Source organism: Achromobacter sp. LC458 (assembly GCF_001005835.2).
GTDB classification, from domain to species: domain Bacteria; phylum Pseudomonadota; class Gammaproteobacteria; order Burkholderiales; family Burkholderiaceae_B; genus Achromobacter; species Achromobacter spanius_B.
The window spans coordinates 20,513-41,029 of record NZ_LBHW02000046.1 but is presented as its reverse complement, the minus strand read 5'-3'; the positions used below and the strand labels follow the sequence as shown (position 1 = coordinate 41,029).

The 20,517-nt window shown below is 64.2% G+C and carries 16 protein-coding genes, 1 rRNA gene and 1 other RNA gene; 16 read left to right on the top strand and 2 right to left on the bottom strand.

Going from position 1 to position 20,517, the window contains the following annotated elements:
- Positions 1-140: 140 nt before the first annotated feature.
- A 5S ribosomal RNA gene (gene rrf / locus YH64_RS26120) occupies positions 141-253 on the top strand.
- A 175-nt stretch (positions 254-428) separates the two neighbouring features.
- On the top strand, positions 429-848 hold the full coding sequence (locus YH64_RS26115) for a membrane protein (protein ID WP_046804327.1): 420 nt from the start codon (positions 429-431) through the stop codon (positions 846-848).
- A 374-nt stretch (positions 849-1,222) separates the two neighbouring features.
- On the opposite strand, the gene YH64_RS26110 is transcribed toward YH64_RS26115, so the two are convergent.
- Entirely contained in the window at positions 1,223-1,501 is a 279-nt protein-coding gene (locus YH64_RS26110) for an SWIB/MDM2 domain-containing protein (protein WP_006217453.1), read from the bottom strand.
- 147 nt (positions 1,502-1,648) lie between these two features.
- Here YH64_RS26110 and YH64_RS26105 point away from each other — a divergent pair, with 147 nt between their 5' ends.
- Positions 1,649-2,842: a M20 aminoacylase family protein gene (locus tag YH64_RS26105; protein WP_046804326.1), complete on the top strand. Its 1,194-nt coding sequence runs from the start codon at positions 1,649-1,651 to the stop codon at positions 2,840-2,842.
- A 12-nt stretch (positions 2,843-2,854) separates the two neighbouring features.
- Positions 2,855-3,919: a dihydroorotase gene (pyrC, locus tag YH64_RS26100; protein ID WP_046804325.1), complete on the top strand. Its 1,065-nt coding sequence runs from the start codon at positions 2,855-2,857 to the stop codon at positions 3,917-3,919.
- A gap of 169 nt (positions 3,920-4,088) precedes the next feature.
- On the opposite strand, the gene YH64_RS26095 is transcribed toward pyrC, so the two are convergent.
- Positions 4,089-5,915 carry an ATP-binding cassette domain-containing protein gene (locus tag YH64_RS26095; RefSeq protein ID WP_046804347.1) on the bottom strand — a complete coding sequence of 609 codons (1,827 nt, stop codon included), beginning with the start codon at positions 5,913-5,915 and terminating at the stop codon, positions 4,089-4,091.
- A gap of 132 nt (positions 5,916-6,047) precedes the next feature.
- On the opposite strand from YH64_RS26095, the gene rnpB reads away from it, so the two are divergent.
- The 12 genes from rnpB (at position 6,048) to YH64_RS26035 (ending at position 20,514) form a co-directional block, all read left to right on the top strand.
- An RNA gene (gene rnpB / locus YH64_RS26090) (RNase P RNA component class A) lies at positions 6,048-6,453 on the top strand.
- Positions 6,454-6,806: 353 nt separating this feature from the next.
- Positions 6,807-7,235 carry a division/cell wall cluster transcriptional repressor MraZ gene (mraZ, locus tag YH64_RS26085; RefSeq protein ID WP_006226256.1) on the top strand — a complete coding sequence of 143 codons (429 nt, stop codon included), beginning with the start codon at positions 6,807-6,809 and terminating at the stop codon, positions 7,233-7,235.
- A gap of 8 nt (positions 7,236-7,243) precedes the next feature.
- Positions 7,244-8,341 carry a 16S rRNA (cytosine(1402)-N(4))-methyltransferase RsmH gene (gene rsmH / locus YH64_RS26080; RefSeq protein ID WP_046804324.1) on the top strand — a complete coding sequence of 366 codons (1,098 nt, stop codon included), beginning with the start codon at positions 7,244-7,246 and terminating at the stop codon, positions 8,339-8,341.
- A complete protein-coding gene (gene ftsL / locus YH64_RS26075) occupies positions 8,341-8,631 on the top strand; it encodes a cell division protein FtsL (RefSeq protein WP_046804323.1) in 291 nt (96 codons plus the stop codon). Before rsmH ends, ftsL begins: the two co-directional genes overlap by 1 nt.
- On the top strand, positions 8,628-10,358 hold the full coding sequence (locus YH64_RS26070) for a penicillin-binding protein 2 (RefSeq protein WP_046804322.1): 1,731 nt from the start codon (positions 8,628-8,630) through the stop codon (positions 10,356-10,358). The genes ftsL and YH64_RS26070 overlap by 4 nt, the downstream gene beginning before the upstream one ends.
- A complete protein-coding gene (gene murF / locus YH64_RS26065) occupies positions 10,355-13,213 on the top strand; it encodes a bifunctional UDP-N-acetylmuramoyl-L-alanyl-D-glutamate--2,6-diaminopimelate ligase MurE/UDP-N-acetylmuramoyl-tripeptide--D-alanyl-D-alanine ligase MurF (protein ID WP_046804321.1) in 2,859 nt (952 codons plus the stop codon). Before YH64_RS26070 ends, murF begins: the two co-directional genes overlap by 4 nt.
- Positions 13,203-14,372: a phospho-N-acetylmuramoyl-pentapeptide-transferase gene (mraY, locus tag YH64_RS26060; RefSeq protein ID WP_046804320.1), complete on the top strand. Its 1,170-nt coding sequence runs from the start codon at positions 13,203-13,205 to the stop codon at positions 14,370-14,372. Before murF ends, mraY begins: the two co-directional genes overlap by 11 nt.
- Positions 14,369-15,901, top strand: coding sequence for a UDP-N-acetylmuramoyl-L-alanine--D-glutamate ligase (murD, locus tag YH64_RS26055; RefSeq protein WP_046804319.1), 1,533 nt, complete (start codon positions 14,369-14,371; stop codon positions 15,899-15,901). Before mraY ends, murD begins: the two co-directional genes overlap by 4 nt.
- Positions 15,898-17,091, top strand: coding sequence for a putative lipid II flippase FtsW (gene ftsW / locus YH64_RS26050; protein ID WP_046804318.1), 1,194 nt, complete (start codon positions 15,898-15,900; stop codon positions 17,089-17,091). The genes murD and ftsW overlap by 4 nt, the downstream gene beginning before the upstream one ends.
- Positions 17,088-18,164, top strand: coding sequence for an undecaprenyldiphospho-muramoylpentapeptide beta-N-acetylglucosaminyltransferase (murG, locus tag YH64_RS26045; protein ID WP_046804317.1), 1,077 nt, complete (start codon positions 17,088-17,090; stop codon positions 18,162-18,164). Before ftsW ends, murG begins: the two co-directional genes overlap by 4 nt.
- Positions 18,161-19,567 (top strand): UDP-N-acetylmuramate--L-alanine ligase, encoded by a 1,407-nt coding sequence (murC, locus tag YH64_RS26040; protein WP_046804316.1) that lies wholly within the window; start codon positions 18,161-18,163, stop codon positions 19,565-19,567. Before murG ends, murC begins: the two co-directional genes overlap by 4 nt.
- On the top strand, positions 19,564-20,514 hold the full coding sequence (locus YH64_RS26035; protein ID WP_046804315.1) for a D-alanine--D-alanine ligase: 951 nt from the start codon (positions 19,564-19,566) through the stop codon (positions 20,512-20,514). Before murC ends, YH64_RS26035 begins: the two co-directional genes overlap by 4 nt.
- The last annotated feature ends 3 nt before the right edge of the window (positions 20,515-20,517 follow it).

Sequence of the window (20,517 nt, the reverse complement as noted above, 5' to 3'; positions counted from 1 at the left end):
TGTATAAGTGAGAACGCGGTCAAGCGTGATGACAGCTACTAGGCGTCACATCACGAATGTGATTAGATGTTCACGCAGTGCCAGGCAGTACACAAAGATTCGAGAGGTTGACGCTCAAGGCAACCACTCAAGCAGTTACGCTTGACGACCATAGCAAGGTGGTACCACTCCTTCCCATCCCGAACAGGACAGTGAAACGCCTTCGCGCCGATGATAGTGGACGGACGTCTGTGAAAGTAGGTCATCGTCAAGCTCTTATTCCTCAAAGCCCCGCCGTTTACGGTGGGGCTTTGTCTTTGGCGATAACAGTTCGAACTCAGGCTCAAAATGAGCTCGCAAATGAACGTCCAATTGACGCCGCAAGGGCGCTATCAATCACGCTGCAAGCCGCGCCAATGCTGAATGTGCCGAAATAACAACGCCCGTGGATGGGTGGGTATTGTGCGGTAAGATTGTCCGAGTCAATTCGTTGGAGCGTTATCGTGAGTGATCCCCAGACCCCCGTGCCCGGCACAACGTTGGACCTGCGCACGCTGACCCATGTGGCATACGGTTTATTCGCCCTGGGATTTCTGACAAGTGGAATTCTGGGCATTGCGACATTGGCGGCCGTGGTGCTGATGTACCTGAAACGCTCTGACGCCGCCGGCACGGTTTATGCCGGCCACTTCGATTGGATGTTGCGTACGTTCTGGTGGGCGATGCTGTGGCTGGCGATCAGCGCCATCGCGGTGTACATCTTCATTGGCTGGATCAGCTTGATCGCGACGGTCGTGTGGGTGCTGTATCGCTTGATCAAAGGCTGGCTGGCGCTGTTGGAAGGCAGCTCACCGACTCCCTACGCGTGATTGGGAAAAAGCGTCTTGTAGGCGCTTAGAAGGCCGGCAGAAATGCCGGCTTTTTTACGTCCACGAATTGGCTGTGATCGCGATGCCCTCGCAAAGACGCGTCGCGCGCAGACAGGCGTTAAGCGCGTCCCGACGCAGGGGCTTGGACGCACACACGAGCAGACACAACGGCCCGTCAAATGGGGCGCAAACAGGGCGATCCAAAGGTGCTGGGGCGGTATGGGGATTGAGCTTCGCCGCATCCACAGAACGTGGATTTGGGATGGTGCGCCGAAGATGGCGCAGCTGAACAGAGGGTTGGCTAGCCCGGCGAAAAGCCAGGGCGTCGCGACAATCCAGGAGGCAGGGACGTACGGGGTACGCCCTTTGCCTGCTTACTTCAGATGTGCGTTGACCAGTTTGGTCAGTTCGAACATCGTGACCTGATCTTTGCCAAAGATCGGGCGCAGCTTGGCATCGGCGTTGATGTTGCGCTTGTTGCTGGCATCTTGCAGGTTGTGCTTCTTGATGTATTCCCAGATCTTCTTGGTGACCTCGGTACGCGGCACGGCTTCCGAGCCGATGACAGCGGCCAACTCGGCGCTGGGGGTCAGGGGCTTCATGAATGCAGCGTTCGGCTTGCGCGCGGTCGCGGGTTTGGAGGTTGTGGCCATAATGCGGCGCTCCTTCTCTGGCTGTTGGAAAAATTGTCCTGCGGCCGGAGCATAACGTGTCTCTCTGGTAAAGACAAAGGCATTTATCCTCTGTAGCAACTAAAATATACGCACCGTCCCCTCTATCACGCCATTCTGTAACCTCCTATGTACGCACGATCTGCCTTGGAATCAATTCGACTTTTTCATGACGAGTTGACTGCGCTGCGACGCGATTTGCATGCCCACCCCGAACTGGGTTTCGAAGAGGTGCGAACCTCCGGGATCGTCGCCGGCGCGTTGGAAGCGTTGGGCATCGAAGTGCATCGGGGGATAGGCAAGACGGGCGTGGTCGGCGTGATACGTGGCCGCCGCTGCGACAGCGGCCGCATGATCGGGCTGCGCGCGGACATGGACGCCTTGCCGATGACCGAGGACAACGACTTTGGTCATAAGTCCACCAAACCTGGCTTGATGCACGGATGCGGTCATGACGGGCACACGGCGGTGCTGATCGGTGCCGCCAAATACCTGGCTCAGACGCGCAATTTTGACGGTACGGCGGTCTTGATTTTCCAACCCGCCGAGGAAGGCCGAGGTGGTGCGCGCGCGATGCTGGAGGATGGCCTTTTCGACACGTTTCCGTGTGATGCCATCTATGCCCTGCACAACTGGCCCGGCTTGCGGCCAGGTACCATCGGCATCAACCCTGGGCCGATGATGGCGGCGGCAGATCGTTTTGAGATCCAGATCACCGGGCGCGGCGGCCATGGCGCGCATCCTTATCAAACCATTGATCCGGTAACCATCGCCGGCCAGATCATCACGGCGCTCCAGACGATCGTATCGCGCAACGTGAACCCGCTGGATTCCGCCGTGGTGTCGATCGGGTCGATGCAGGCGGGCCATCCCGGCGCCATGAGCGTCATCCCGCGCGAAGCCAAGTTGGTGGGCACTGTGCGTACGTTTCGCAAGTCGGTCCAGGAAATGGTCGAGACTCGCATGCGAGAGCTGGTCACCGCAATCGCCAACGCGTTCGGCGGGACCGCTGAACTGATCTACGAACGCATCTATCCCGCCACCTTGAACACGCCGCAGCATGCGAACCTGGTGGCCGACATCGCCACCGAGATGATCGGCAAAGAAAACGTGGTGCGCGATCTGGTGCCGTCGATGGGCTCCGAAGATTTCTCGTTCATGTTGCAGAGCAAGCCAGGTGCATACTTCCGCCTGGGCCAAGGCGGCGCCGAGTCCGGCTGCGTGCTGCACAACTCTCATTTTGATTTCAACGATGCGGTCATTCCCCTGGGCAGCGCGATGTTCGCCGCGCTGGCAGAACGGGGCATGCCGCTGGCAGATTAAGAAGCCTCTTCCATGTCTACTCAAAGCACGACTCAGCTTACTATCACCCGCCCTGATGATTGGCACCTGCATCTGCGCGATGGCGCGGCGCTGGAAGCCGTGGTGGCCGACACCGCGCGCCAGTTTGCGCGAGCCATCATCATGCCGAATCTGAAGCCGCCGGTGACCACCACCGAGCAGGCGCTGGCGTATCGGGATCGCATCCTTCAAGCGTTGCGCAAGGCGGGTGGCAACGCCGACGCGTTCACTCCGCTGATGACGCTTTATCTGACGGACAACACCTCAGCCGAAGAGATCCGCAACGCGCAGGCATCCGGTCAGGTCTACGCGGTGAAGCTCTATCCCGCAGGTGCGACGACCAACTCGGACGCCGGCGTGACTGACTTGTTGGGCAAGTGCACGCAGGCCCTGGAAGCATTGGAAAAATGCGGAATGCCGCTGCTCGTGCACGGCGAGGTGACGGATCCTGCTATCGACGTATTCGACCGCGAAGCCGTTTTTGTCGAACGCGTCATGAAACCCTTGCGCCGCGCATTCCCAGCCTTGAAGGTCGTGTTCGAACACATCACGACGAAAGAAGGCGCCGAATATGTGCGTGATGCTGAAGGGCCGACGGCCGCGACGATCACCCCTCAGCACATGCTCTACAACCGCAACGCGATCTTCCAAGGTGGCGTGCGCCCGCATTGGTATTGCCTGCCAATCCTGAAGCGCGAAACGCACCGCCTTGCCCTGGTCGAGGCCGCCACCAGCGGCAGCCCCCGGTTTTTCCTGGGCACGGATAGCGCGCCGCACGCCCGCGGCTTGAAGGAACACGCCTGCGGCTGTGCGGGTTGCTACACCGCGTTGCACGCGATGGAGCTGTATGCGACCGCGTTTGATGCCGTGGGCAAGCTGGACAAGCTGGAAGGCTTTGCAAGCTTCCATGGTCCGGATTTTTATGGTCTGCCGCGCAATACCGGCACGCTGACGCTGGTGCGCGAAACGTATCAGGTGCCCGAAGAACTGGCATTCGGCAACACGACGCTGGTGCCGTTGGCGGCGGGCGAGGCGCTGGCTTGGCGCGCTCACGCTTGAGCGGCACGGGGCGCGCTCGGGCGCGGCCACTAACGTGAATCGGGGTGATCGGCATGTTGCCGATCACCCCGATTTTTTCCTGTGTCGCGGGCGGTCAATAGGCCGATATAGATGTGCCTATATATAGATGACCAAAATACAAGCTGCCGAAAAAGGTCGTGCCTGCGTTTTACAGCGTGCCGTCGCGGCGTGCTTCCAGCAATTCCCAACGCGCGAACTTTTCTTCAAGCTCGCCTTCCAGCTTGGCCAGTTCGCCGTTGATGCGCTCGACTTCCGCCGGCGCGTCGCGGTAGAGGCTGCCGTCCGCCAACTTGCCGGCCAGTTCCGCCTGCTGCGCCTCCAGCGCGGCGATGGCATCGGGAAGGCCTTCAAGCTCGCGCAGGTCCCATGCATTGATCTTGCTGGCCTTGGCCGGCTTGGCACGGGCCACCTTGGCGCGCGCGGCGCTTTCGTCAGCAGGCTTGGCGGTGGCATCCACATCGGCTTCCACTGCGGCAGGCGCGGGCCGCTGCGCCACCCATTCATCGTATCCGCCGACGTAATCGCGCCAGTGTCCGTCGCCTTCGTACGCGATGGTCTGCGTGACAACGTTGTTCAAAAACGCCCGGTCGTGGCTGACCAGCAGCACGGTGCCGGCATATTCCTGCAACAGCTCTTCCAGGAGCTCAAGCGTTTCGATGTCCAGGTCGTTGGTGGGTTCGTCCAGCACCAGCACGTTGGCAGGGCGGGCGAACAGGCGCGCCAACAGCAAGCGGGCGCGTTCGCCGCCGGAGAGGCTGCGCACGGGCGAGCCGGCGCGGGCGGGCGAGAACAGGAAGTCGCCCAGATAAGTCATCACGTGTTTGCGGGTGCCGCCGATTTCAACCCATTCGCTGCCCGGGCTGATGATGTCCACCAGCGACGCGTTTTCATCCAGCTGCGCGCGCATCTGATCGAAATACGCGACGGCCACATTGGTACCCATTCGCGTCGTGCCGCTGTCGGGCTGCATCTCGCCCAGGATGAGCTTGAGCAGCGTGGTCTTGCCGGCCCCGTTGGGCCCGATGATGCCGATGCGGTCGCCGCGCAGGATGGTGGTGGAGTAGTCGTTCACGACCACCTTGTCGCCGAAGGTCTTGCCGACATGCTCAAGCTCGGCCACCAGCTTGCCCGAACGTTGGCCCTCAGCCAGTGCCAACGAGACGTCGCCAATTCGCTCACGACGTTCAGCGCGCTGGACCCGCAGGCTTTCCAGGCGGCGCACGCGGCCTTCATTGCGCGTACGGCGGGCCTCGACACCCTTGCGGATCCAGACTTCTTCCTGCGCAAGCAGCTTATCGAAGCGGGCCTGTTCCAGGCGTTCAGATTCCAGCCATTGGGCCTTGCGTTCCTGCCACTGCGAGAAGTTGCCGGGAAAGCTCAGCAGGCGGCCGCGGTCCAGTTCGACGATGCGGGTGGTGACGGCGTCCAGAAAGCGCCGGTCGTGGGTGATGATGACGGCGGCGCCCCGCCAGCCGCGGAGCATCTCTTCCAGCCAGGCAATGCCTTCGAAGTCCAGATGGTTGGTGGGTTCGTCCAGTAGCAGAAGGTCGGGTTCTTCAACCAGGGCGCGCGCCAGGGCGACGCGCTTGCGCGTGCCGCCCGACAAGCCCGCGATCTGCACGTCAGCGGGCAAGCCCAGCTTTTCCAGCATGGCGCGTACGCGAGAAGGGCGTTGCCAGTCTTCATGGTCGCCTTCCACGTTGCAGACCACGTCGAATACGGTGGCGTTTTCGTCCAGCTCGGGTTCCTGTTCGACGGTGGCCACGCGCAACCCCGAGCTGCGGGCGATGTCGCCGTCGTCGGGCAGCGTGCGGCCGTCCAGCAGCCTGAGCAGCGACGACTTGCCGGCGCCATTGCGGCCAATCAGGCCGATGCGTTCGCCGGCCTGAATGGCGAAGTCGGCATGGTCCAGCAACGGGTGGTGGCCATAGGCCAGCTGAATGTCGGTCAGGGTGATGAGGGTAGCGAGGGCCATGTAGTCGGTCTTTTCTGCGGCTTCTAAGCGGATCAACGCGTATTGTCGCAGGAACCTCGGCAAGCCGTTGAATGGGCCAAGACCGGGGCGTGTCGGGGACAGTGCCGCTACCTGTAATAGAATACGAACCGCAAGACGGGTCGGGCGATCGCGGTGGATGCGAATCCATCGAGGAAGGTCCGGACTCCACAGGGCAGGATAACGGCTAACGGCCGTCCGGCCGCGTCCTCGGGCGCGGTTGAGGAATAGGGCCACAGAGACGAGACTGGGAAGCGGGCGCGCTTTGCGCGCACAGGTACGGCCATCTCCGTATCGCGTCGTTCGGCAACGAATGGCGGCGTCTCAGGGTGAAACGCGGCAACCTCTATCCGGAGCAACATCAAATAGGCATGCGTGCGGCCCTCGGGTCGCGAAGGGCGGCTCCGTCCAAGCATGCGGGTAGATGGCTAGAGCGGCTCAGCAATGATCCGCGCAGAGGAATGATCGTCCGCCAGGGCAACCTGGTGTACAGAATCCGGCCTATAGACCCGTCTTGCATCGAATATTCCCACTCGCGCGGCGCCGGGCATCAATGCCTGGCCGCGCGGCATGCGCCGGCGATTTTTTCCCGGCGCCAAAATGGGGCGTTCGGCGGGAAGCCTCGCCAACCGGTGCAAAGGGCGCGGCGTAAAACAATGCAAAGGCATCGTTAGCCGCTACTTCTGACGAAGGACTTTTAGTGTGTGCCGCAACCTCCTGATAAATCAGGAGGTTTTTCTTTTTGCGGTTTTACATATTGGCCTAAGTCCTTGTTGTGATTGAAAAAATTGCAACCACTCGCTTGACCGCCCCATTGCCATACCGTAGAGTGGGAAATAGTAGGAAATTGTGCAATTAAGTGGGGTAAAAGTGGTGTTTCAGGGAAGCAGCGCACTCACGCTGGATGCGAAGGGGCGGATCTCGATTCCGACCCGGCATCGTGACGCGCTCATGTCGCAGGCCGATGGCCGGCTGACCCTGACCCGCCACCCTGACGGCTGCTTGCTGGTGTACCCGCGGCCTGAATGGGAAAAGAAGCGCGAGCAGATCGCCGCTTTTCCCATGACGGCTCGTGCGTTGCAGCGGCTGTTGCTGGGCAACGCTCAGGATGTCGAACTGGATGGCTCCGGCCGGGTCCTGATCGCTCCTGAACTGCGCAACGCTTCCGGTATGACGCGCGATGTGATGCTGCTCGGTCTGGGCGCGCACTTCGAGCTGTGGGACGCCGCTACTCTGGCCAGCCGCGAGGCGGAAGACTTGGCCAAGGGTATGCCGGATGTGTTGAACCAGTTTTCGTTCTGAAAAATTTTATGGAATTCGAACATCGGCCCGTTCTGCTGGAGCCGACGGTGGACGCACTACTGCTGCCAGACTTCGGCGGCAAAGGCGCGACACGGTCGCACTCCCAGACCGAGCCGGATACGGCTACGCGGGCGGAGCGCGGCGTGTTTGTCGACGGCACCTTCGGCCGCGGCGGGCACAGTCGCGAACTGCTTGGGCGCTTGGGCAAGTCCGCGCGGCTGGTGGTGTTCGACAAGGACCCCGAGGCGATCGCGGTAGCCAATGCGTTGGCGGCTGCGGACCCGCGGGTCACGGTAATACATGGCGGCTTTGCCACCATGGCAGAAGAATTGCAGCAGCTCGGCATCGACAAGGTCGATGGCGTGATGCTGGATCTGGGCGTGTCGTCGCCTCAGATCGATGACGCCGAGCGCGGCTTCTCGTTCATGCGAGACGGCCCGCTCGATATGCGGATGGACACCACTCGTGGTCCCACGGTGGCGGAATGGCTGGCGCAAGCCAGTGTGGATGAGATGCGGGAGGTCATAGCGGATTATGGCGAAGAACGGTTTGCTTTTCAGGTTGCAAAGGCGATTGCTGCTCGCCGCGCAACAAGGCCGCTGTGCACCACGCTCGAGCTTGCCGAGTGCGTCGCCAGCGCCGTCCGCACGCGCGAAAAGGGGCAGCATCCGGCCACACGCACCTTTCAAGCTTTACGGATTTACATCAATCGGGAACTCGAAGAGCTCGCGCGCACCCTCGCGGCAGCTCTAGACCTGCTCGCCCCGGGAGGGAGGTTGGCGGTGATCAGCTTTCATTCGCTTGAAGACCGCATGGTCAAGCAGTGCATCGTGGCGGCGGCTCGGCCGGCCGCCGCGCATGCACGCCTGCCGCTGCGCGAAAGCGAGATGCCCCAGCCTATCCTCCGTTCCCTGGGAAGGGTCCAGGCCGAAGACGACGAAGTCTCCGGCAATGCCCGCGCCCGCTCTGCCGTCTTGCGGGTTGCCGAACGCACCGAAACACCGCTGCCCCCCGAGGGCGGTTTTGCGTTTGTGAAGATCGGCTCGTTGCCTGGCAGCGACCTGGCTCCGCCGCCTCGCCGCGGTGGCAAAGGGGGGCGGCGCTGATGGGTCGTGTCAACCTGATCGTTGCGGCGCTACTGATGCTGTCGGCCATTTCCCTGGTCACCAGCCGGTATCAGTCGCGCCAGCTTTTTGTTGAGCTGGGACGCGATCAGGCGCAGGCGCGCGACCTGGAAACCAACTGGCGCCGCTTGCAGCTTGAGCGCGCCGAGCTTGCCCGCAATGCGCGGGTGGACGCCATTGCACGCGACGGCCTGAAGATGATCTCCATCGTCCCGGACCGTACGCTGTATGTAAATCAGGCGTCCGGCGCTGCCACCGGAGGCGCGCAATGAAACGCGTTCCCTTCTTCGATAACCCTGTACTGCGCGGGCAACTGCCCACGTGGCGCGCGCGCCTGGTGCTGATTCTGCTGTTTGGCGGTTTCACGGTGCTGGCCGGGCGCGCCTTGTTCTTGCAGGGTTTGTCGACGGAGTTCCTGCAGCAGCAGGGCGAACGCCGCTACGAACGCACGCTGACGCTGGCCGCCACGCGCGGCAAGATCATGGACCGCAACGGCGCGGTGCTGGCCTCCAGTGTGCCGGCGCGCGCCATCTGGGCAATCCCGGAAGACGCCAAGCAAGGCACGCCCGCGCAAATGGATGCGCTGGCCAAGTTGCTGGAAACGCCCGTGGCCGACCTGCGCCATCGCCTGGTCGACGAAGACAAGAATTTCGTCTACTTGAAGCGCCAGGTCGCAATGGACGTGGCCGACAAGATCAAGCAGCTGAACATGCCGGGCATCCATCAGCAGCCCGAAACGCGCCGCTACTATCCCGACGGCGACGTCATGGCCCATGTGGTTGGCTTCAACAGCGTTGAAGATCAGGGCCAGGAAGGGGTTGAACTCACGTTCAACCAGCAATTGCAGGGCCGCCCGGGCAGCCGCCGCGTCATCAAGGACCGGCTGGGCCGCGTCATCGAAGACGTGCAGGCCGTGACTTTGCCCGTTGATGGCCGCGACCTGCGCCTGTCGATCGATACCCGCTTGCAGTACCTGGTGTTCAAGGAATTGAAGGACGCCATGGAAAAGCACCAGGCCAAGGGCGCCACCGCCGTGGTCGTGGACGTGCATACCGGCGAAATCCTGGCGTTGGCCAACGTGCCGACGTTTGACCCGAACAAGCGTGAAACCTTTCATGGTTCCAAGCTGCGCAACCAGGCCATTACCGATACGTTCGAACCCGGTTCGATCATGAAGCCGTTCACGGCCGCCTTGGCGCTGGACCTGGGCCGCATCACGACGTCGACCCTGTTCGAAACGGGCAACGGCCGCTTCACCTATCAAGGCAGCACGATCAGCGACGTCAGCCGCAACGGCACGCTGGACGTTGCCGGGGTGTTGCGCAAGTCCAGCAACATCGGCATGACCATGATTTCCGAGAAGCTGGAATCCCGTGAAATGTGGGACCGCTTCACCGAATTAGGCTTGGGCCAGGCCCCTCAAGTGGGATTCCCCGGCGCAGCGCCCGGCCGTTTGCGTCCCTGGGACCGTTGGCGCCTGATCGAAAAGGCCACCATGGCCTACGGCTACGGCCTGTCCGTGTCGCTGCTGCAAGTGGCGCGCGCTTACACCGTCTTCGCCCGTAACGGCGACATGGTGTCGCTGACGCTGGTCAAGCGCGACAGCGACCCGACCAGCGTCAAGATCTACACGCCCAAGACCACCGCCATGGTGCGCGCGATGCTCGAAGCCGCCGCCGGCCCCGAAGGCACCAAGGCAGCCCAGGTGCAGGGCTATCGCGTGGCCGGCAAGAGCGGCACCGCTCGCAAGATCGTGGACGGCAAATACAGCATGCAGCGCTATCGCAGCTCGTACGTGGGTTTTGCGCCAGTGTCCGATCCGAAGATCGTCGTGGCCGTGTCCATCGACGAGCCCACGGTTGGCGGTTATTACGGCGGCGCCATCGCCGCGCCGGTGTTCTCCCACATCGTGGGCGGAAGCCTCCGGTTGATGGGGGTGCGGCCCGACGCGCCTTTCGAATCCACGATTGTTGCTGGTCTCAAGGAGCCAGGCAGATGAGCGCCAACGGCTTCCTCTCTACCCCTGTCGCCACGGTTGCTGAAACCGTGGCGTGGTTGCATGCGCGCGTCTCGTTGACGGCGCATCTGAAACTGGACTCGCGCGATATCGAGCCGGGCGACGTGTTCGTTGCCTGCCCGGGCCTGACCAGCGACGGACGTCTCTATATAGATAAGGCATTGGCGCTTGGCGCCAGCGCCGTCTTGTTCGAAGCGCCCGCCACCGAAGCGCTTCAGAACGCCGCGTCGGGCACGCCGATGCTGCCGGTGACGGGGCTGCGCGCCTTGCTGGGCGAATTGGCCGACACCTGGTACGGCCGCCCGTCGGCCGCGCTGGCCGTGGTGGCCGTAACGGGCACTAACGGCAAGACCTCGTCGGTGCAATGGATTGCACACGCGCTCAGCCGCAACGACAAGCCTTGCGGCACCATCGGTACCTTGGGCGCCGTGCTGCCGGACGGCCGCACGCTGGGCGGCGACCTGACCACGCCCGACGTCCTGACTGTGCACCGCACGCTGGCCGCGATGCGCGACGCCGGCGCCCAGGCCGTGGCCATGGAAGCGTCGTCAATTGGTATCGAGCAAGGCCGCCTGGACGGTGTGCGCGTGGCGCTGGCCGCCTTCACCAACCTGACGCGCGACCATCTTGACTATCACGGCACGATGGAACGCTACGAAGCCGCCAAGGCGCGTTTGTTCCAATGGCCTGGCTTGACCGCCGCCGTCGTCAATGCCGACGACGAAGCCGGTCGCCGCCTGCTGGCAAGCCTGCCGCAAGGCATGGCCACGATGGGCTACAGCCTGAGCGATTCGCCCGACATCCCCGCCGCGATGCGCGCGCGGGATTTGCAGGCCACATCGCAGGGCCAGATCTTTACGCTGGTGTCCCCGCACGGCGAGGCCCAGATCGTGACGCGCCTGCTGGGCGCGCACAACGTGTCGAACCTGCTGTTGGTGGCCGGCGTGCTGTACAAGCTGGGCCTGCCGTTTGCACAGATCGCGCGCGAATTGGCCGCGACGGACCCGGTTGACGGGCGCTTGCAGACCGTGGAGCCGATAGCGGTGTCGCCCCAGTCTTCCGCTGGCCGGGGCGCGCTGGTGGTGGTGGACTACGCGCACACGCCGGATGCCTTGTCGCGCGCATTGACCGCGCTGCGCCCCGTGGCCATCGCCCGGTCCGGCCGCTTGATCTGCCTGTTTGGTTGCGGCGGCGAGCGCGATCCGGGCAAGCGCCCTGAAATGGGCCGTATCGCCGCGCAGCTGGCTGACCACGTTGTGGTGTCCAGCGACAATCCGCGCACCGAATCCCCGCAAGCCATCGTCGACCAGATCCTGGCCGGCATCCCGGACGCGGCGCGCGTCGACGCCCAGGTTGATCGCGCGCGCGCCATCATGCAGACCATCTGGTCCGCCTCGCCGGACGATGTCGTGCTGCTGGCGGGCAAGGGCCATGAAACGTACCAGGACGTCGGCGGCGAAAAACTGCCCTTTGATGACCGCGAGTGGGCGCGCCTGTCGCTGCTGCTGCCGCAGGTCAAGGGCGTGTCCACGGATACCCGCCGCATCGGCTCGGGCGAGTTGTTCGTGGCGCTGGTCGGCGAGAACTTCGACGCGCATAACTATCTGGACCAGGCCGAAGGCCGCGGCGCCTGCGCGGCCGTCGTGGCGCATGCGGTGCCCGACGCCCGGCTGCCGCAATTGGTGCTGGGCGATACCCGCATTGCGCTGATGCGCATCGGTGCCGCGTGGCGCGCGCAGTTCACGCTGCCCGTGGTGGCGGTGACCGGCAGCAACGGCAAGACGACCACCAAGGAAATGATCTCGGCGATGTTGGCCGAATGGCAGGGCGAGTCAGGCCGTTTGGCCACCGCCGGCAATTTGAACAACGACATCGGCGTGCCGCTGACGCTGCTGCGCCTGCGCGCTGAACATCGCGCCGCGGTGTTTGAACTGGGCATGAACCACCCGGGCGAAATCGCACAGTTGGCCGACATGGCCGCGCCCACGGTCGCGCTGGTGACCAACGCACAGCGCGAACACCAGGAATTCATGCACACCGTGGAAGCGGTGGCGCACGAAAACGGCGCTGCCATCGCTGCGTTGCCGGATGACGGCGTTGCCGTGTATCCCGGCGACGAACCCTATTGCGCCATTTGGGATGCGCTGGCTGAACCGCGCCGCGTGTTGCGCTTCGGCTTGCAGCCCGGGCTGGACGTCTACGCCGAGCAGATCCTTGCCGATGTGGGCTCGACCCGTTGCCGCGTTGTGACGCCGGTGGGCGTTGCGGACCTGGTCTTGCCCGTGCCCGGCCTGCACAACCTGCGCAATGCGCTGGCCGCCATCGCCAGCGCCATCGCAGCAGGCGCGCCGCTGGACGTTGCCGTGCGCGCGCTGGCGAGCTTTGCGCCGGTGGCCGGCCGCATGCAGCACAAACAATTAAGCGACGGAACGTTGCTGATCGATGACACCTACAATGCCAACCCCGATTCGGTTCGCGTGGCCATCGACGTGCTGGCGCGAATCGCCGGCACGCGTGTCCTGGTGTTGGGCGACATGGGTGAAATCGGGGACAACGGCCCCGCCTTGCACGCCGAGGCGGGCCACTATGCGCGCGAGCAAGGGCTTGACGCGTTGATCACGCTGGGCGATGCCAGCCGGGCGGCCGCGGCCGCATACGGACCCGGCGCGCAAGCGTGCACATCGGTAGACGAAGTGGTGGCCGCCTTGCGCGGCTTGCGCCCGTCCAGCGTATTGATAAAGGGATCGCGCTTTATGCGCATGGAGCGGGTAGTGAAGGCTTTTTCCACGAACGACGAACAGACGGCCAAGGCGCAGGGAGAGCAGCATGCTGCTTGAGCTAGCCCGTCTGCTTTCCGATGATGTGCGCGCCCTGGGCGTGTTCGAATACATCACGTTGCGCGCCGTGCTGGCGTGCGCGACGGCGTTGCTGATCGGCCTGGTGGCCGGTCCGCGTGTGATTCGCAAGTTGACCGAAATGAAGATCGGCCAGGCCGTGCGCGCCTATGGCCCGGAAACGCATCTGGTCAAGACCGGCACCCCCACGATGGGCGGCGTGCTGATCCTGATTTCCATCGCCATCAGCACCTTGCTGTGGGCCGACTGGACCAACCGCTTCGTGTGGGTGGTGCTGCTTGTCACGTTCGGCTTCGGCTGGATCGGCTGGATGGACGACTACCGCAAGGTTGTCTATCGCGATCCCGAAGGCATGCCCGCACGGCAAAAATTCTTCTGGCAGGCCACCATCGGCATGGTGGCCGCGGTGTACCTGGCGTTTGCCGTGTCGGCGCCCGCCAACACCGACCTGTGGCCCTTGTTCAAGGCCTGGGTGGGTAGCGGCTTCACGATGTCGCTGCCCACGCGTGCCGACTTGATCGTGCCGTTCTTCAAGTCCGTCAGCTATCCGCTGGGCGTGCTGGGGTTCGTGGCGCTGACCTGGGCCGTGATTGTCGGAACCAGCAATGCCGTGAACCTGACTGACGGGCTGGATGGCCTGGCGATCATGCCCACCGTGATGGTGGGCAGCGCGCTGGGCATCTTCGCCTACGTGGTCGGGCGCGTCGACTATTCCAAATACCTGCTGTTCCCCTACATACCCGGTGCGTCCGAACTCATGGTGCTGTGCGCGGCGATAGGGGGCGCGGGACTCGCCTTTTTATGGTTCAACGCGTATCCGGCCCAGGTCTTCATGGGCGACGTCGGCGCGCTTGCCCTGGGCGGCGCGCTGGGCACCATCGCGGTCATCGTGCGCCAGGAAATCGTGCTGTTCATCATGGGCGGCGTGTTCGTGGTGGAAACGCTGTCGGTGATGATCCAGGTGACGTGGTTCAAGTACACCAAGCGACGTTATGGAACAGGTCGACGCATATTCCGCATGGCCCCGCTGCATCATCACTTTGAAGTGGGCGGCTGGAAAGAAACCCAGGTGGTCGTGCGTTTCTGGATCATCAGCATGATGCTGGTGCTGATTGGCCTCTCAACCCTGAAGTTGCGATGAATACGATGGAAACCTCCCGCGCTGACGCGCCGCTTGTCCTGATCCTCGGATTGGGCGAGACGGGTGTCGCCGCCGCACGCTGGTGCGCCCGCCTGGGCGCCCGCTTGCGTGTGGCCGACACGCGCGCTGAACCGGGTGGCCTTGCCGCGCTGCAAGAGGCGCTGGCGCAAAGTGATGTGCAGTACCAGCTGGGATGCGATGCGTCGTTTGATCCCGCGCTGCTGGATGGCGTGACGCAAATCGTCCTCAGCCCCGGCCTGGCGCCCACGCAAGCACCCGCCGCCGATCTGCTGCGCGAGGCCGAGGCCCGCGGCATCGAGGTGGTTGGTGAAATCGAACTCTTTGCCCGCGCGTTGGCCGATCTGGCCGAAACGCGCGAATACCGTCCGCGCCTGTTGACCGTAACCGGCACCAACGGCAAGACCACCGTTACCGCTCTGACGCGCGACTTGATCGACGCCAGCGGCCTGTCGGTGGTGGCCGCCGGAAACATCAGCCCTGCCGCGCTGACCGCGCTGATGGACGCGCTGGACAACGATGCGCTGCCGCAGGTGTGGGTGCTGGAGCTGTCCAGCTTCCAACTGGAAACGACGCGCTCGTTGATGGCCGACGCCGCCGTCGTGCTGAACGTAACGCAAGACCACCTGGACTGGCATGGCGGCATGGACGCTTACGCTGCCGCCAAGGCCCGCATCCTGAAGATGGCGCGTATCGCCATCGTCAACCGTGATGACCCGCTTACCGTGGCCATGGTGCCCACGGTGAACGCGCTGAACGTGCGCAGCTTTGGCCGCGACATGCCCGAGCTGGTCGGCGACATGGGTCTTGAACTCGGGCAGGGCGTGGCTTGGCTGGTTGCCTGCGAACCCAGCGATTTCGACGAACCCGCACCGCCCACGCGCCGCAAGAAAGACGCGCCCGAACCCGTGCGTGCCAATGGCCGCAAAAGCCGCCTGATGCCGGTGGACGCGCTGCGCATTCGGGGCATCCACAACGCCTTGAACGCACTGGCCGCGTTGCAACTGGCCCGCTGCCTGGACCTGGGCTGGGGCGCCATGCTGCGTACCCTGCGCGAATACGCGGGCGAACCGCATCGCGCAGCGTTCGTGCGTCAGATCGGCGGTGTGGACTACATCAACGACAGCAAGGGCACCAACGTCGGTGCCACGGTGGCCGCGCTGGAAGGCCTGGGCCAACCAGTCGTGCTGATCGCCGGCGGGCAAGGCAAGGGCCAGGACTTTTCTCCGCTGATTCCCGTGGTGTCGCGCCATGCGCGCGCCGTCATGCTGATCGGCGTGGACGGCCCCGAGATCGGCCGTGTGCTGGCGCCCACCGGTGTCAACTGCATCACTGTTGATTCGTTGCATGCCGCCGTGCGCGGCGCGGCTGAATTGGCGCAGCCGGGCGACGCCGTGTTGCTGTCGCCCGCTTGCGCCAGCCTGGACATGTTCCGCAATTATCCGCACCGTGGGCAAGTGTTCATGGAAGAGGTCGAAGACCTGGCCCGTGATCGCGGAGAAGTGGCATGAGCCTGATCGCCGATCTCACCGCCAGCGTCAATGCCGTACGGCCCGGCCGTACCAAGATGCGCAACTTCGATCTGCCGCTGGTTATCGCGGCGTCGACCTTGTTGCTGCTGGGCTTGCTGATGGTGTATTCGGCGTCGATCGCGCTGGCCGATGGCCCGCGCTATGCGTCCTATGGCCGCTACTACTTCGTGATCCGCCATGGCCTGTTCGTCAGCGCCGGCCTGGTTGCGGGCGCGGTCGTTCTGGCCATCCCGATTCGGGTCTGGCAGCGCATGGCGGTGCCGCTGTTCGTGGTGGCGATGGTGCTGCTGGTAGCAGTGCTGATCCCCGGCATCGGCCGCGAAGTCAACGGCGCGCACCGCTGGATCCCGCTGGGTCCGCTGAATTTCCAGCCGTCTGAATTGATGAAGCTGGCGGCCCTGCTTTACGCCGCCGACTACACGGTGCGCAAGCAGGAACACATGCAGGCGTTTGCGCGCGGCTTTCTGCCGATGGCGTTTGCGCTGGCGGGCGTGGGCATGCTGCTGCTGCTTGAGCCCGACCTGGGCGCCTTCATGGTGATCGTGGCCATTGCCATCGGCATCCTGTTTTTGGGCGGCATCAACGGCAAGTACTTCAGCAGCCTGTTGGGCGTGCTGGTCAGCACCTTCCTGATGTTGATCTGGCTGTCGCCGTGGCGCCGTGCGCGTCTGTTCGCGTACCTGGACCCCTGGAACGAAGACAACGCCTACGGCAGCGCCTATCAGCTGTCGCACTCGTTGATTGCCCTGGGCCGTGGCGAATGGCTGGGCGTGGGTCTGGGCGCCAGTGTTGAAAAACTGCATTACCTGCCCGAAGCGCACACCGACTTCCTGATGGCGGTAGTGGGCGAAGAGCTGGGCTTTGCCGGCGTCATGCTGGTGATCACGCTGTTCGCCATCATCGTCTACCGCGGTTTCGATATCGGACGCCAGGCCATTGCCATGGAACGCACGTTCGCGGGTCTGGTGGCGCATGGCGTGGCGATGTGGTTCGGCGTGCAGTCCTTCATCAACATGGGCGTGTGCCTGGGCTTGCTGCCCACCAAGGGCCTGACCTTGCCGCTGATGAGCTACGGCGGTTCGGGCGTGGTGATGAATCTGTGCGCACTGGCCATGCTGATCCGGGTCGACGTGGAAAATCGCGTGATGATGCGTGGGGGACGGGTATGACCGCCGCGCGCACCATCCTGATCATGGCCGGCGGCACCGGCGGCCACATCATGCCCGGCCTGGCCGTGGCTGATGTGCTGCGCGCGCGTGGCTGGCGCGTGATGTGGTTGGGCAACCCCGACAAGATGGAAGGCAAGCTCGTGCCGCCGCGCGGTATTGAACTGGTGCCGCTGCGCTTTCAAGGCGTGCGTGGCAAGGGCGCGTCCGCGCTGCTGAAACTGCCGTTCCTGCTGCTGCGCGCCTTTGCGCAAGCCTGGTCGCGTCTGGCGGACGTGCGTCCCGACGTGGTGCTGGGCATGGGCGGCTACGTGGCGTTCCCCGGGGGCGTGATCGCGGCCCTGCGCGGCACGCCGCTGGTGGTGCACGAACAGAATGCCGTTGCCGGCACCGCGAACAAGTGCCTGGCAAAGATGTCGCGCCGCGTGCTCAGCGGGTTCCCGGGCGTGCTGCCCAAGGGCGAGGCGATGGGCAACCCGGTGCGCGCCGACCTGTGCGCGCTGCCCGATCCGGCCGTGCGTTACGCCAGCCGCTCCGGTCCGTTGCGCCTGCTTGTGGTGGGCGGAAGCCTGGGCGCGCAGGCGCTGAATATTGCCGTGCCGCAGGCGCTGGCGCGCTTGCCGCAAGAGCGCCGCCCGGTCGTTGTCCATCAGGCTGGCGAACAACATTTACCCGCGCTGCAACAAGCCTACGCCCAGGCGGGCGTGCAGGCCGACTGCCGCGCCTTCATCGAAGACATGGCGGGCGCCATGGGCGATGCCGACCTGCTGATCTGCCGCGCGGGCGCCATGACGGTGTCCGAAGTGGCTGCCGCGGGCGTCGCCGCCCTGTTCGTGCCACTGCCGCATGCCATCGATGACCACCAGACCGCCAATGCGCGCTTTTTGAGCGATGCAGAGGCCGCTTGGCTACAGCCACAATCCGCCCTGACGCCCGAGTGGCTGGCGGACTGGCTGGCCCAGCGTTCCCGACAAGAACTCCAGGCCGTCGCCGGCCGTGCGCGCGCGCATGCGCAGCCGGAAGCCGCGGCCCATATCGCCGATGTCTGCGAACAAGCAGCGGGGCGTTCATCATGAAACACAGAATTCAACATATCCATTTCGTGGGCATCGGCGGCTCGGGCATGAGCGGCATTGCCGAGGTCCTGCTCAACCTGGGCTACACGATCAGCGGTTCCGACCTGAACGAATCGGCGGTCACGCGCCGTCTGGCCGGTCTGGGCGTGAAGATCGCCATCGGCCATGTGGCCAGCAACGTCACTGGCGCGGCCGCCATCGTCACGTCCACCGCGGTGGCGGGCGACAACCCCGAGGTCATCGCTGCGCGCGCTGCGCGTATCCCCGTGGTGCCGCGCGCCATCATGCTGGCCGAGCTGATGCGCCTGAAGCGCGGCATCGCCGTGGCGGGCACGCATGGCAAGACCACCACCACCAGCCTGGTCGCCAGCGTGCTTGCCGCCGGCGACCTGGACCCCACCTTCGTGATCGGTGGCCGCTTGAATTCGGCCGGCGCCAACGCGCGGTTGGGGCAGGGCGACTACATCGTTGTCGAAGCGGATGAGTCCGACGCGTCGTTCCTGAATCTGCTGCCGGTGATGGCCATCGTGACCAACATCGACGCCGACCACATGGACACCTATGGGCACGATGTGGCGCGCCTGAAAAGCGCGTTCATCGAATTCACGCAGCGCCTGCCGTTCTACGGCAGCGCCGTGCTGTGCTCGGATGACGCCAATGTGCGCGAGATCATGCCCTTCGTGTCGCGCCCGATCACTACCTACGGCTTGAACGAAGACGCGCAGGTGCGCGCTTATGAAGTGCAGCCCTCCGGCACGCGCATGCGCTTTAACGTGCAGCGCACGCATCGCGACACGCTGCTGCCGCCGTTGCAAGTGGAACTGAACCTGCCCGGCCTGCATAACGTGCGCAACGCGCTGGCCGCGATTGCCGTCGCAACCGAGCTGGGCGTGTCCGATGACGCCATCCGCGATTCGCTGGCCGCCTTCAAGGGCGTGGGCCGCCGCTTCACCCAGACGGGCGAATTTCCGGTGCCGGCCAGCCATGGCGGCGGCACCTTCACGGTGATTGATGACTACGGCCATCACCCCGTGGAAATGGCCGCCACGCTGGCCGCCGCGCGCGGCGCCTGGCCCGATCGCCGGATCGTGCTGGCCTTTCAGCCGCACCGCTACACGCGTACGCGGGATTGCTTTGAAGATTTTGTACGGGTGCTGGGCACGGCCGACGCCGTGTTGCTGACCGAGGTCTACGCCGCCGGCGAGCCGCCGCTGGTGGCCGCCGACGGCCGTGCGCTGTCGCGCGCGTTGCGGGTGGCGGGCAAGGTCGAGCCAGTGTTCGTCGAAGACGTGGCTGAACTGCCGCAGGCTGTGGTCGACTTCGTGCGCAACGGCGACGTCGTGATCGTGATGGGAGCGGGTTCGATCAGCAAGGTCCCCGCCCAAGTAGGAGAACTGGCATGAGCGCGCAATTCGGCAAAGTGGGTGTGTTGTACGGCGGACGCTCCGCTGAACGCGAAGTGTCGCTGATGTCTGGCAAGGGCGTGCAGCAGGCGCTGGCCAGCGCCGGCGTGGACGCGCACCTGTTCGACACGGGCGAGCGCAGCCTGGCTGAGCTGGCCGCCGAAGGTTTTGACCGCGTCTTCATCGCGCTGCATGGCCGCTACGGCGAAGACGGCACGATCCAGGGCGCGCTGGAATTGCTGGGCATTCCGTACACGGGCAGCGGCCCGATGGCCTCCGCCCTGGCCATGGACAAGACCATGACCAAGCGCATGTGGCTGCAAAACGGCCTGCCCACGCCCGAATTCGAAGTGTTGGACGCCGACACGGAACTTCGCCTGGTGCCGGACCGTCTGAGCCTGCCGCTGATCATCAAGCCGCCGCATGAAGGGTCGACCGTGGGCATCACCAAGGTCGTGGGCTATTCCGACATGAAAGAAGCCTATGCCGCCGCCGCGCGTTTTGACAGCGAGGTGCTGGCCGAACAATTCATCACCGGCCGCGAGTTGACGGTGGCAGTGCTGGGTTCGGGCAAGGGCGCGCGCGCGCTGCCCGTCATCGAGATCGCCGCACCCGGTGGCAACTACGACTACGAACACAAGTATTTCTCGGACGACACGCAGTACTTCTGCCCGGCAACGCTGCCGGACGGCGTGGCTGAAGAAGTCGCCGCAATTGCCGTTAAGGCCTATCAGGCGCTGGGCTGCGAAGGCTGGGGCCGCGCCGACTTCATCCTCGACCGCGACAACCGGCCGTGGCTGCTTGAAATGAATACCTCGCCTGGCATGACCAGCCATTCTTTGGTGCCGATGGCCGCGAAGGCCGTGGGGATCAGCTACGCCGAACTCTGCGTGGCGATTTTGTCCGAGGCCTCGTGCAAAGTGCACAGCGCCCCGCGTAACGCTTGACCT